The organism is Pseudomonas sp. TE3552 (assembly GCF_056278945.1).
The window spans coordinates 3095019-3108268 of sequence record NZ_JBWBQJ010000001.1; the positions used below are offsets into that span (position 1 = coordinate 3095019).

General features: G+C 63.0%; 10 protein-coding genes. 7 read left to right on the forward strand and 3 right to left on the reverse strand.

Annotation, left to right across the window (positions count from 1 at the left end; translation table 11 throughout):
* Positions 1-37 precede the first annotated feature (37 nt).
* The 3 genes from ACZ9BB_RS13755 to ACZ9BB_RS13765 all read left to right on the forward strand — a co-directional run bounded on the left by ACZ9BB_RS13755 (position 38) and on the right by ACZ9BB_RS13765 (position 4216).
* Complete coding sequence (locus ACZ9BB_RS13755; protein ID WP_476214256.1) at positions 38-955, forward strand: dihydrodipicolinate synthase family protein; 918 nt, start codon at positions 38-40, stop codon at positions 953-955.
* A 71-nt stretch (positions 956-1026) separates the two neighbouring features.
* Complete coding sequence (abaF, locus tag ACZ9BB_RS13760) at positions 1027-2424, forward strand: fosfomycin efflux MFS transporter AbaF (RefSeq protein WP_476214257.1); 1398 nt, start codon at positions 1027-1029, stop codon at positions 2422-2424.
* A 211-nt stretch (positions 2425-2635) separates the two neighbouring features.
* Complete coding sequence (locus ACZ9BB_RS13765; protein ID WP_476214258.1) at positions 2636-4216, forward strand: aldehyde dehydrogenase (NADP(+)); 1581 nt, start codon at positions 2636-2638, stop codon at positions 4214-4216.
* A 201-nt stretch (positions 4217-4417) separates the two neighbouring features.
* Here ACZ9BB_RS13765 and ACZ9BB_RS13770 read toward each other — a convergent pair whose 3' ends face one another.
* Positions 4418-5425 (reverse strand): Ldh family oxidoreductase, encoded by a 1008-nt coding sequence (locus ACZ9BB_RS13770; protein WP_476214259.1) that lies wholly within the window; start codon positions 5423-5425, stop codon positions 4418-4420.
* Positions 5426-5590: 165 nt separating this feature from the next.
* Positions 5591-5803: a hypothetical protein gene (locus tag ACZ9BB_RS13775; RefSeq protein ID WP_476214260.1), complete on the reverse strand. Its 213-nt coding sequence runs from the start codon at positions 5801-5803 to the stop codon at positions 5591-5593.
* Positions 5804-6221: 418 nt separating this feature from the next.
* On the opposite strand from ACZ9BB_RS13775, the gene ACZ9BB_RS13780 reads away from it, so the two are divergent.
* The 4 genes from ACZ9BB_RS13780 to ACZ9BB_RS13795 are packed head-to-tail and all read left to right on the forward strand — an operon-like array spanning position 6222 to position 11369.
* Entirely contained in the window at positions 6222-6698 is a 477-nt protein-coding gene (locus ACZ9BB_RS13780) for a formate dehydrogenase subunit gamma (protein ID WP_419113793.1), read from the forward strand.
* Entirely contained in the window at positions 6695-8257 is a 1563-nt protein-coding gene (locus ACZ9BB_RS13785; RefSeq protein WP_476214261.1) for a formate dehydrogenase beta subunit, read from the forward strand. The genes ACZ9BB_RS13780 and ACZ9BB_RS13785 overlap by 4 nt, the downstream gene beginning before the upstream one ends.
* Positions 8254-11151 carry a formate dehydrogenase subunit alpha gene (fdhF, locus tag ACZ9BB_RS13790; RefSeq protein WP_476214262.1) on the forward strand — a complete coding sequence of 966 codons (2898 nt, stop codon included), beginning with the start codon at positions 8254-8256 and terminating at the stop codon, positions 11149-11151. The genes ACZ9BB_RS13785 and fdhF overlap by 4 nt, the downstream gene beginning before the upstream one ends.
* The gene (locus tag ACZ9BB_RS13795; protein ID WP_063342580.1) at positions 11148-11369 is read left to right on the forward strand and encodes a formate dehydrogenase subunit delta; all 222 of its coding nucleotides are present in this window, start codon (positions 11148-11150) and stop codon (positions 11367-11369) included. Before fdhF ends, ACZ9BB_RS13795 begins: the two co-directional genes overlap by 4 nt.
* 95 nt (positions 11370-11464) lie before the next feature.
* On the opposite strand, the gene ACZ9BB_RS13800 is transcribed toward ACZ9BB_RS13795, so the two are convergent.
* Complete coding sequence (locus ACZ9BB_RS13800) at positions 11465-13243, reverse strand: acyl-CoA dehydrogenase C-terminal domain-containing protein (RefSeq protein WP_476214263.1); 1779 nt, start codon at positions 13241-13243, stop codon at positions 11465-11467.
* Positions 13244-13250: the final 7 nt, after the last annotated feature.

Sequence of the window (13250 nt, forward strand, 5' to 3'; positions counted from 1 at the left end):
TCGTATACGAAATACAAAAAACGAACCGGAGGCAACAATGAGCAAACGCATTAACTGGAGTGGCGTCTTCCCCGCGGTGACCACTCAATTCAACGATGACTTCTCGATCAACCTGGAAAAAACCCACCAGGTGATTTCCAACGTGATCCGTGATGGCGTGTCAGGCCTGGTGGTGTGTGGTTCGGTGGGGGAAAACACCTCGTTGACCGCCGAAGAAAAAATCGCCGTGACCGAAGTCGCGGTCGACGCCTCCCGCGGCCGGGTGCCAGTGATCTGCGGTGTGGCCGAGTTCACCAGCGTGCAAGCGGCCAAGGTGGCTAACGCGGTGCGCCGGGTCGGTGTCGATGGCGTGATGCTGATGCCGGCGCTGGTCTACGGTTCCAAACCGTTCGAGACCGCCGAGCACTACCGCTACGTGGCCAAGAATGCCGACGTACCGCTGATGGTCTACAACAACCCGCCGATCTACAAAAACGATGTCACCCCGGACATCCTGATTTCCCTGGCCGACTGCGACAACGTGGTGTGCTTCAAGGACTCCTCCGGCGACACCCGGCGTTTCATCGACGTGCGCAATGAAGTGGGTGATCGTTTCGTGCTGTTCGCAGGTCTGGATGACGTGGTGCTGGAAAGCATCGCCGTGGGTGCCGAGGGCTGGGTCTCGGGCATGTCCAACGTGTTCCCGAAAGAAGGCGAAACCATCTTCCGCCTGGCCAAGGCCGGTCGCTTTGCCGAAGCCATGCCGATCTACGAATGGCTGATGCCGATCCTGCACCTCGATGCCCGTGCCGACCTGGTGCAGTGCATCAAGCTCTGCGAAGCCATCGCCGGTCGCGGCAGTGCGCTGACCCGTCCGCCACGCCTGGCGCTGCCGGAAGCCGATCGGGTGTTCGTCGAACAGATCATGGCCAAGGCCATGGCTAACCGTCCGGAGTTGCCAGACGTCGGTCTCTGAGTGATTGCCGGGCGGGTCTTTGCGGACCCGGCCCGGCTGCCTGTTTTTGCGCCTCTACAGGAAACGCCAGCATGTCCAATCCTCTACACACGCAAAGCGCAACCACCCCCTCGGGACTCAAACGAGTCGTGGCCGCCGCCATGGCCGGCACCGTCGCCGAATGGTATGAATTCTTCCTCTACGGCACCGCCTCGGCACTGGTCTTCGGCCAACTGTTCTTTCGCCAGACCGACAACCCGATCGACGGCATCATCGCCGCCTTCGCCCTGTATGCAGTCGGTTTTCTCGCCCGTCCATTGGGCGGCCTGGTGTTCGGTCACTATGGCGACAAGTTCGGCCGCAAACGCCTGCTGCAACTGAGCCTGGTGGTGGTCGGCATTACCACCTTCCTGATGGGTTGCCTGCCCGGTTTCGACCAGATCGGCTATGCCGCGCCGGTGTTGTTGGTGCTGCTACGGCTGATCCAGGGCTTTGCCTTCGGTGGCGAATGGGGTGGCGCCATTTTGCTGGTGTCCGAACACTGCCCGGACAATCGCCGGGGCTTCTGGGCCAGTTGGCCGCAAGCCGGAGTGCCGGCCGGCAATCTGGTGGCGACCGTCGCCCTGTTGCTGTTGTCATCGAACCTGTCGCAGGAGCAATTCCTCGCCTGGGGCTGGCGCGTGGCGTTCTGGTTCTCGGCGGTGGTGGTGCTGATCGGCTACTGGATTCGCACCAGCGTCGATGACGCACCGATCTTCAAGGAGGCCCAGGCCCGCCAGGCGCAGACCAAGCAGCAACAGCTGGGCGTGGTGGAAGTGCTGCAACACCATTGGCGCGCAGTGTTGGTGGGCATTGGCGCACGCTTTGCCGAGAACATCCTCTATTACACCGTGGTCACCTTTTCGATCACCTACCTGAAACTGGTGGTGCACAAGGACACCTCAGAGATTCTGTTTCTGATGTTCGGCGCGCACTTGCTGCACTTCTTCCTGATCCCGCTGATGGGCTATCTGTCGGATATCGTGGGGCGCAAACCGATCTACCTGATCGGCGCGGTACTCACCGCGTTCTGGGGTTTTATCGGCTTCCCGATGATGGACACCGGCAACAACTGGCTGATCATCGGGGCAATCACCCTGGGCCTGGCCATCGAGTCGATGACCTACGCGCCCTACTCGGCGCTGATGGCCGAAATGTTCCCGACCCACGTGCGCTACACCGCACTTTCACTGTGCTATCAAGTGGCGCCGATCTTCGCCGGTTCCCTGGCACCGCTAATCGCCATCACCCTGCTCAACAAGTACCACAGCTCGACACCGATCGCCTGGTACCTGGTCGGTGCCGCGCTGATCTCCATCGTGGCCGTCGGCCTGACGCGCGAAACCCGCGGCAAGTCGTTGCACCAGGTGGATGCCGAGTCCGCTGCGCGCATTGCAGCCCTGGATAACGCCGCGCCGGCTACTACACGCCGGGGTGATTCGCTGGCCTGAACCTTGTACCTGGCACACCCCACCCTGTGGCGAGGGAGCTTGCTCCCGCTCGAGTGCGCAGCACTCGCAAAATAGGCAATTGTTGCCGCTATTTTGGGGCCGCTACGCAGCCCAACGCGAGCAAGCTCGCTCGCCACAGAACAGCGCACGGCGCAGCACCTTGATTGACCTGCAACGGTCCTGCCTCACCTTTCCCGACAGGAGTTTTTCCATGCCCGAGATCATCGGCCACAACTACATCGGCGGTGCGCGCAGCGCCGCTGGCAACATCGCGATGCAAAGCCATGACGCCAGCACCGGCGAAGCGCTGCCCTTCTCTTTCGTGCAGGCCACCGCTGAGGAAGTGGACGCAGCCGCCCAAGCCGCAGCTGCCGCGTACCCGGCCTTTCGCAATTTGCCGGCGACGCGCCGTGCAGAATTTCTTGAGGCCATCGCCGCGCAACTGGATGCGCTAGATGATGAATTCGTCGCTCTGGTCACCCGTGAAACCGCCTTGCCTACTGCACGCATCCAAGGCGAACGCAGCCGTACCAGCGGCCAAATGCGTTTGTTCGCTCAAGTGCTGCGTCGGGGCGATTTCTATGGAGCGCGCATCGACCGCGCCTTGCCTGAACGCCAGCCGCTACCACGGGTCGACCTGCGCCAATACCGGATCGGTGTCGGTCCGGTGGCCGTGTTCGGTGCCAGTAATTTCCCGCTGGCCTTTTCCACCGCCGGCGGTGACACCGCGGCTGCCCTGGCCGCCGGTTGCCCGGTGGTGTTCAAGGCCCACAGCGGGCACATGGCGACCGCCGAACACGTGGCCGATGCAATCATCCGCGCCGCCGAGCAAACCGACATGCCCCAAGGCGTGTTCAATATGATCTACGGCGCAGGCGTCGGTGAAACGCTGGTCAAGCATCCGGCGATCCAGGCGGTCGGTTTCACCGGTTCGCTGAAAGGCGGTCGCGCCCTCTGTGACATGGCCGCTGCACGGCCTCAACCGATTCCGGTGTTCGCCGAAATGAGCAGCATCAACCCGGTGCTGGTATTGCCTGAAGCCCTGCTCGCGCGTGGCGAGAAAATCGCCGGGGAACTGGTGGCGTCGGTGGTCCAGGGTTGCGGTCAGTTCTGTACCAATCCGGGGTTGGTGATCGGTATCCGCTCACCGCAGTTCAGCGCGTTCACCGCGCGGCTCAGTGCCTTGATGGCCGAACAACCGGCGCAAACCATGCTCAACGCCGGCACCCTCGGCAGCTACAAAAAAGGTGTGCAGGCCTTGCTCGACCATCCAGGCATCTCTCACCTGGCGGGCCAGGACCAGCATGGCAATCAAGCGCGGCCGCAACTGTTCAAGGCCGACGTCAGTCTGCTGTTCAAGGGTGATCCACTGTTGCAGGAAGAAGTGTTTGGCCCCACCACTGTCGTCGTCGAAGTGGCCGACAAGGCTCAGCTGCAACAGGCACTGCACAGCCTGCATGGGCAACTCACCACCACCCTGATTGGCGAAGCGCAGGACCTGCAGGAACACGCAGACCTGCTGGTACTGCTGGAACAAAAAGCCGGCCGGGTGCTGTTCAATGGTTACCCCACCGGCGTTGAAGTGTGCGACGCGATGGTGCATGGCGGCCCCTACCCGGCGACCTCCGACGCCCGTGGCACGTCGGTCGGCAGCCTGGCCATCGAGCGTTTCCTGCGCCCGGTGTGCTACCAGAACTGCCCGGACGCCTTGTTGCCCGCGGCCCTGAAAAACGCCAACCCGCTAGGCATTGCACGGCTGGTCGACGGCAACAGCCATCGCGAACCGCTGTAAAAACACAACCTCCTGTGTGGCGAGGGGGCTTGTCGGAACGCCGCATCGCCCCGTTGGGTTGCGAAGCGGCCCCAAAACCTGCAATCGCGCTGTATCAGGTACACCGCATGCAATGGTTTTACGACTGCTACGCAGCCGAACGGGGGCAAGCCCCCTCGCCACACAGGCGCGCTCCCGCAGGAGAGTGGGCACCCGTTTCATTCAAGTCAGCAGTGCTTTCAGGTCGTTGTACAGCGCCTCAGGAATCTGCACCCCCTCCACCACACTGCGTGCCCGCGCTGCATAGCGCCGTTGCGACGGCAAGCGTGCACCCTGCCCTTCAATGCCCTGAAACAACACTTCGGCCCGGGCCAAATGTTCCTCCGTGGCCTCCCCCAGAAAACGTCGCGGGTCCAGCGCGATGATCAACTCGCCATGGTACGGTGACGACTTGCTGCCCGCGTCATAGGCCAGCGACTCGGCACTGGTCAGGTCACCGATCAAAGGCCCGGCAATCAACTCCACCATTGCCGCCAGTGCCGACCCTTTGTGCCCACCGAACGTCAGCATCGCACCGCTGTCGAGCACAACATTGGCATCGGTACTCGGCCGCCCCTCGGCATCAACGCCCCACCCCTCGGGAATCGCCTTGCCGGCACGCCGATGCAACTCGATATCACCACGGGCAATCGCACTGGTGGCGAAGTCGAACACAAATGGATCCCGCCCCGCACGCGGCCAGCCAAAGGCAATGGGATTGGTGCCGAATACCGGCACACGCCCCCCGGCCGGTGCCACCCAGGCATGACTCGGATTACACGCCAGCGCCACCAGCCCGGCGGCGGTCAACTGCTCGATCTCTACCCACAACGCCGAGAAATGCACACAGCGATTGATCGCCAACGCCGCAATCCCGTTGGCGCGGGTCTTCGCCGCCAGCAATGCAAGCCCGGCCTGAAACGCCAACTGCGAGAAACCACCACCAGCGTCCACCCGCACGATCGACGGCGCCTGGTCGATCACCTGCGGCTCGGCGTCGGCCGACACCTTGCCGGCCCGCAGGGAATTCACGCAGCCCAGAATCCGGTACAAACCGTGGGAGGCACAGCCATCGCGCTCGCCGGCAATCACCGTCGCCGCCACCGCTTGCGCATGGGCCAGATTAAAACCGTTGTGCAACAGGATCGATTCGGCCAACTCACGGGCTTCGATCAGGGTCAGTCGGATCATGGTCATCTCCTTGGACAGACCGCTCAGGGTGATCTGTTTGCAGAGATGTGGCTTGATGGGTTTGGGCGCGGGGGGTGACGAAATTGGCACAGGGTTGATGAGAGGCGCAGCCTGCTCTCTGGACTTACGTCCCGATTCGGCGGCCAGGGCCTGTGCCACCCTCAGCTATTTCTTGAATGGCATCACGTAGGTGAAAAATCCTTTCAGGTCATCGCGCAGGCGCTCTGAGACAAGAGGGTCATCAAATATGCCAGGGTCAAAGTAGATGAGCCACGCGCCATCTGCCCTTAGCTCCGAGTCGGCAAAGTAGGCCCCTACTTCATTTTCGGTAAGCCCAGTGGCCTCAGCGATTTCCTTGATCGTAGGCTTGCTTTTCATCCGCAGCCTCCTTGGTTCGGCGGTATGCCGAATCATTCACAAATAGCCCACAAACCCCAATCACGCCACAGCCTTCTGTCACGCAGGACAGCGCCTGACTGCAGCGCGCGCCCCAGTGATGAAAGCCGGTCACCGACCGTTCACTCGGGCTGCGTTCTTCTAGACTTAACAGATAGTCGCAGACAGAATCGAACACGTCGCTTTGGTGCAGATGAATCAAAGGCAGCGTGGCAAGCTGCCTGTTATGCCCTGAAGAGGTGCGGCAAAGACCGTACCGGGCCCAACAAGATGCCCGCTCAGGGTGCCTGGCCAACGGCCTGAAAATGCCACGATATCGTGACGTGGCGTGAGTGCCGCAGCCGACACTTTCGGACAAACGACAACCACCTGGTTTGTCCGTGACCGTGAGGAATGCTGTATGCCTGATGAGATGTTGCACCTGCCAATGGTCAACAGCCTGCTGGAGCGCCACAAGGGTTCTCCCGGCGCACTGTTGCCGATCCTCCATGAGATTCAGGAGGGCATCGGCTACATCCCCGATGCCGCCATCCCCGAGATTGCCCACGCGCTAAACCTGAGTCAGGCCGAGGTTCGCGGGGTGATCAGCTTTTACCATGATTTTCGCACCGCGCCACCGGCCCGGCATATCTTGCGCCTGTGCCGGGCCGAGTCCTGCCAGAGCCGCGGCGCTGAGCAGCTTGCGGCGCAATTGCGCGAACGCCTGCAACTGGACGATCACGGCAGCAGTGCCGACGGCAACATCAGTCTGCGCCCGGTGTATTGCCTCGGTGCCTGCGCCTGCTCGCCCGCCCTGGAGCTGGATGGCCAGGTGCATGCGCGACTCAGCGCCGAGCGCCTGGATGCCCTGCTCGACGCTTGCCAGGAGGACGCATGATGCCGACGCTTTATCTGCCCTGTGATTCTCTTGCCCGTGCCGTCGGCGCGGATGAGGTGGCAGTCGCCCTGGCCACTCACGCCCGGGAATGTAACCTGCCGCTGGACCTGCAACGCACCAGCTCTCGCGGCCTTTATTGGCTGGAACCGCTGCTGGAAATGGACAGCCCGCAAGGCCGTGTCGGCTTCGGCCCGCTGACCGCCGCTGATGTGCCCTCCGTGCTCGATGCGCTGCAAGGCGATCCGTCCACCCATCCACTGGCCTTGGGCCCGGTGGAGCAGTTGCCTTATCTAAAGACTCAACAACGCCTGCTGTTCGCCCGCGCCGGCATTACCCGGCCGCTGTCCCTGGAAGATTACCGGGCCCACGGCGGCTTCGAAGGCTTGGCCCAGGCCATCGCCCTGGGCGGCGAGCAGACCGCGACTGCCGTGTTTGATTCGGGCCTGCGTGGCCGTGGCGGCGCGGCGTTCCCGGCGGGGATCAAATGGCGCACGGTGCGCGCAACCCAGGCGACGCAAAAATACATCGTGTGCAACGCCGACGAAGGTGACTCCGGCACCTTCGCCGACCGCATGCTGATGGAAGGCGACCCCTTCCTGCTGATCGAAGGCATGGCCATTGCCGGCATCACCGTCGGCGCCAGCTACGGCTACATCTATGTGCGCTCGGAATACCCACAGGCGGTGGCCACGCTGCGCGAAGCGCTGGACATCGCCCGGTCCGCCGGTTACCTGGGCACCAACGTCGGCGGCAGCGGCCAGGCCTTCGATATGGAAGTGCGCGTCGGGGCCGGCGCTTATATCTGCGGTGAGGAAACCGCACTGCTGGACTCCCTCGAAGGCAAACGCGGGATCGTCCGCGCCAAGCCGCCGATCCCCGCCTTGCAGGGGCTGTTCGGCTTGCCGACCCTGGTGCACAACGTGCTGACCCTGGCCTCGGTGCCGCTGATTCTGGCCAAGGGCGCGCAGTTCTATCGCGATTACGGCATGGGCCGCTCGCTGGGCACCATGCCCTTCCAGCTGGCGGGCAATATTCGCCACGGCGGCCTGGTGGAACGGGCCTTTGGCCTGACCCTGCGCGAACTGGTGGAAGACTACGGCGGCGGTACCGCCAGTGGCCGGCCACTGAAGGCCGCGCAGGTTGGCGGCCCTCTCGGCGCCTGGGTGCCGCCCTCGCAATTCGACACGCCGCTGGATTACGAAGCCTTCGCTGCCATTGGCGCGATGCTCGGTCACGGTGGTGTGGTGGTGGCTGACGACAGCCTGGACATGGCCCGCATGGCACGCTTCGCCATGCAGTTCTGCGCCGAGGAATCCTGTGGCAAATGCACCCCATGCCGCATCGGCTCGACCCGGGGCGTTGAGGTGATCGACCGCCTGCTGGCCGCGCCTGACCAGAACGGTCGCGATGAGCAGGCAATCATCCTCAAGGACCTGTGCGACACCATGCAATACGGTTCGCTGTGCGCGTTGGGCGGCATGACCTCCTATCCGGTCGTCAGCGCCCTCAAGCACTTCCCCGCCGACTTCGGTCTGCAAGCCTCGGAGGCCGACCAATGATCACTCTCTTCGACCCGAAAACCGATATCGATCTTGGCTCTCTTGATCTGGGGACGCCGGCCCGCGACAGCCAGGTGCAAGTCACCCTGAACATCGACGGCCGCAGCATCAGCGTGCCCGAAGGTACCTCGGTGATGCGTGCCGCCGCGCTGCTGGGCACCACCATTCCCAAACTGTGCGCCACCGACAGCCTGGAGGCCTTCGGCTCCTGCCGCATGTGCCTGGTGGAGATCGACGGCATGCGCGGCTACCCGGCGTCCTGCACCACGCCGGTCAGCGAAGGCATGAGCGTGCACACCCAAACGCCTAAGCTCGCGACCCTGCGCCGCAACGTCATGGAGCTGTACATCTCCGATCACCCGCTGGACTGCCTGACCTGCTCGGCCAACGGCAACTGCGAGCTGCAAACCGTGGCCGGCCAGGTCGGCCTGCGGGAAGTGCGTTATGGCTATGAAGGCGAGAACCATCTGGCCGACCAGAAGGACACCTCCAACCCCTACTTCGACTATGACCCGAGCAAGTGCATCGTCTGCAACCGCTGCGTGCGCGCCTGCGAAGAAACCCAGGGCACGTTTGCCCTGACCATTACCGGGCGCGGTTTTGAATCCCGGGTCGCGGCCGCCGGTGGCGACAACTTCCTGGAGTCGGAATGCGTGTCCTGCGGCGCCTGTGTGCAAGCTTGCCCGACCGCAACCCTGATGGAAAAAAGCGTGGTCGAACTGGGCCAGCCCGAACGTAGTGTGATCACCACCTGCGCCTATTGCGGCGTGGGCTGTTCGTTCCGTGCAGAAATGAAAGGCGAGCAACTGGTGCGCATGGTTCCGGACAAGAACGGTCAGGCCAACCACGGCCACTCCTGCGTCAAAGGGCGCTTTGCCTGGGGCTACGCCACCCACCCGGATCGCATCACCAAGCCGATGATCCGCAAGTCCATTCACGACTCTTGGCAGGAAGTCAGCTGGGATGAAGCGGTGACCTACGCCGCCGGCGAATTCCGTCGGTTGCAGCAAAAATACGGCCGCGACTCCATTGGGGGCATTACCTCCAGCCGCTGCACCAACGAAGAAACCTACCTGGTGCAGAAGCTGGTGCGCGCCGCCTTCGGCAACAACAACGTCGACACCTGTGCGCGGGTCTGCCACTCACCGACCGGCTATGGCTTGAAACAAACCCTGGGCGAGTCCGCCGGCACCCAGAGCTTCGACTCGGTGATGCAGGCCGACGTGATCCTGGTGATGGGCGCCAACCCCAGCGACGCCCACCCGGTGTTCGCCTCCCAGCTCAAGCGCCGCCTGCGTGAAGGCGCGCGTCTGATCGTCATCGACCCACGTCGTATTGACCTTGTGGACTCGGTGCATGCCCGCGCCGAATTGCACCTGGCCCTGCGCCCGGGCACCAACGTCGCCATGCTCAACGCCCTGGCCCACGTCATCGTCACCGAAGGCCTGCTCAACCAGGCCTTTATCGACGCCCGTTGCGAGGGCAGCGATTTCGCCCACTGGAGCGAGTTCGTCAGCCGCGCGGAAAACTCGCCGGAAGTCCTGGGCGACATCTGCGGCGTAGCGGCTGCCGACATCCGTGCCGCCGCCCGGCTGTATGCCACCGGCGGCAACGCGGCGATCTACTACGGCCTGGGCGTCACCGAGCACAGCCAGGGCAGTACCGCGGTCATGGGCATCGCCAACCTGGCCATGGCCACCGGCAACATCGGGCGCGAAGGCGTGGGCGTGAACCCGCTGCGGGGGCAGAACAACGTTCAGGGCTCCTGCGACATGGGCTCCTTCCCCCACGAACTGCCCGGTTACCGACACGTCTCCAACGAGGTGGTACGGACGCAGTTCGAACAGGCCTGGAACGTCACCCTGCAACCCGACCCGGGCCTGCGCATCCCCAACATGTTCGAGTCGGCACTGGCCGGTAGCTTCAAGGGCCTGTACTGCCAAGGCGAAGACATCGCCCAGAGCGACCCCAATACCCAACACGTCACCGCGGCACTGTCGGCCATGGAATGCGTGGTGGTTCAGGACATTTTCCTCAACGAAACCGCCAAGTTCGCCCATGTGTTCCTGCCGGGCGCCTCGTTCCTGGAAAAAGACGGCACCTTCACCAACGCCGAGCGGCGTATCTCCCGGGTGCGCAAAGTCATGGAACCGCTGGGCGGAAAGGCTGACTGGGAAGGTACCGTGGCTCTGGCCAACGCCCTGGGCTATCCGATGAACTACAAGCATCCGTCGCAAATCATGGATGAAATCGCCAGCCTGACGCCAACCTTCACCAACGTCAGCTACGACTCGCTGGAGCGCCACGGCAGCCTGCAATGGCCGTGCAACGCCGCGGCACCGGACGGCACACCGACCATGCACATCGAGGAATTCGTGCGCGGCAAGGGACGCTTCATGCTCACCGGCTACGTGCCCACCGAGGAGAAGGTCAACAGTCGCTATCCGCTGCTGCTGACCACCGGGCGCATCCTCAGCCAATACAACGTTGGCGCCCAGACCCGGCGTACCGACAACGTCGCCTGGCACGACGAAGACCGCCTGGAAATCCACCCGACTGACGCCGAGAGCCGAGGCATCAACGAAGGTGATTGGGTCGGTATCGGCAGCCGCGCCGGGCAGACCGTCCTGCGTGCGCGGGTCAGCGAACGGGTAGCTCCGGGCGTGGTGTACACCACTTTCCACTTCCCTGAATCGGGGGCCAACGTGATCACCACCGACAACTCCGACTGGGCCACCAACTGTCCGGAGTACAAGGTCACGGCAGTGGAAGTCAGCCGCGTCTACCACCCATCCGAGTGGCAAAAACGCTATCAGGCATTCAGCGACGAGCAGCAACGCCTGCTCGACGAACGCCGTCAGGCGCGTGGCGCTAAAGCGGAGGTACGCCGATGAGTACCGACAACCTGATCAAAATGGTCAACCAGATCGCCCAGTACTTCGCCACCGAACCGGACCAGCAACAGGCGGTGCTCGGCGTGCGCAATCACCTGCAGATGTACTGGACGCCCGGCATGCGCAAGGAGTTGCTGGCCTGGCAGACAGCGCACCAGGGGGCGGACTTGCACCCATTGGCGCAGGCGGCAGTCAGTGGGGCGGGCTGGGAGGCTTAGGTTCGCACGACCCTAGGCCTGTCGAGGCAGGCCAAGGGTCGTTCCAGAGGTTTTGACGTCGACTTCGAAGGCGTGGACAACCCGCTTCCTTTCGATCAGAAGTGCGCAGCGTCCAGCTTGTAGAGGGATTCGCTGCCGGCCCTGACCGAAGCGCTCAACGAGTGGATGCGTGGCAACAGGCGGGTGAAGTAGAAGCGCGCGGTGGCCAGTTTGCTGGCATAGAAAGCGTCCTTGGAGTGCGTACTCATGGCGGTTTTGGCCATTCGCGTCCACATGTAGGCGTACGCGGTGTAGCCAAACACGTGCAGGTACTCGACCGAAGCCGCGCCAATTTCATTCGGATTGCTCTGGGCTCGGTCCAACAGCCATGCGGTCAGTTCGTCGAGGGTGTCGACGGCGGCGTTCAACGGTTTGGTGAACTCACCGAGGTCAGCGCAGGCATTGGCGGTAAAGTTGCGGATTTCCGAAGCGAACAGCCGGTACAGCGCCCCGCCGCTGCCAACGATTTTGCGCCCGGCCAAATCCAGTGACTGGATACCGTTGGTGCCTTCGTAGATCTGTGTGATGCGCACATCGCGAACCAGTTGTTCCTGGCCCCATTCGCGGATGTAACCGTGGCCGCCGAAGATCTGCTGGCCGTGCACGGTGGTTTCCAGCCCCATGTCGGTGAGAAACGCCTTGGCCACCGGGGTCAGCAACGACACCAGCGCCTGGGCGCGGGTGCGGGTCGCCGCGTCATCGCTGTACTTGGCGGTATCCAGTTGCAGGGCCACGTAACTGGAGAACGCCCGCCCGCCTTCGTTCAAGGCTTTCATGGTCAACAACATGCGCCGTACATCCGGATGCACAATGATCGGGTCCGCGGCCTTGTCAGTAGCCTGTGGACCGGTCGGCGCGCGGCTCTGGATGCGTTCGCGGGCGTATTCGACGGCGTTCTGGTACGAGCGCTCACCCAACGCCAGGCCCTGGATGCCCACGCCAAGGCGTTCGTAATTCATCATGGTGAACATCGCAGCCAAGCCTTTGTTCGGCGCATCGACAATCCAGCCAGTCGCCTCGTCAAAGTTCATCACGCACGTAGCGGAGGCCTTGATGCCCATCTTGTGCTCGATGGAACCGCAGGACAGCGAGTTGCGCTCACCCAGCGAGCCATCGGCATTGACCAGCACCTTGGGCACCAGGAACAGGGAAATCCCCTTGGGGCCGGCGGGTGCATCCGGCAACCGGGCGAGCACCAAATGAATGATGTTTTCGGTCAGGTCGTGCTCGCCGCCAGTGATGAAAATCTTGCTGCCGCTGATCTTGAAACTGCCGTCGGCCTGAGGTTCGGCCCGGGTGCGAATCAGGCCCAGGTCCGTGCCAGCATGCGCCTCGGTCAGGCACATTGAACCGGTCCAGGTGCCGGCATACATGTTCGGCAGATAGCGTTCCTTGAGCTCTTCACTGGCGTGGGCATTGATCGACAGACACGCACCGGCAGTCAGCATCGGATACAGGCCGAACGACAGGCTCGCCGAGTTGACCATCTCCTCGACCTGAGCCGAAATCGCCTTGGGCATGCCCATGCCACCGAACTGCGGATCGCCGCCAACACCCACCCAACCGCCTTCGGCGAACGCCTGGTAAGCCGCGACAAAACCATCCGGCGCCTGGACCGCGCCATTGCTCCAGGTGCAACCCTGCTCATCGCTGCTGCGGTTCAGCGGCGCGACCACCTCGGCACTGATCTTGCCGGCCTCTTCAAGGATGGCGGCGGCCGTTTCTTCATCGATCACCTCGGCCAGGCCTGGTAATCCGGCCCATAGCCTGGACACCTCGAAGACCTCGTTGAGTACGAAGCGCATGTCGCGCAAAGGAGCTTTGTAATCAGACATTGTTGGC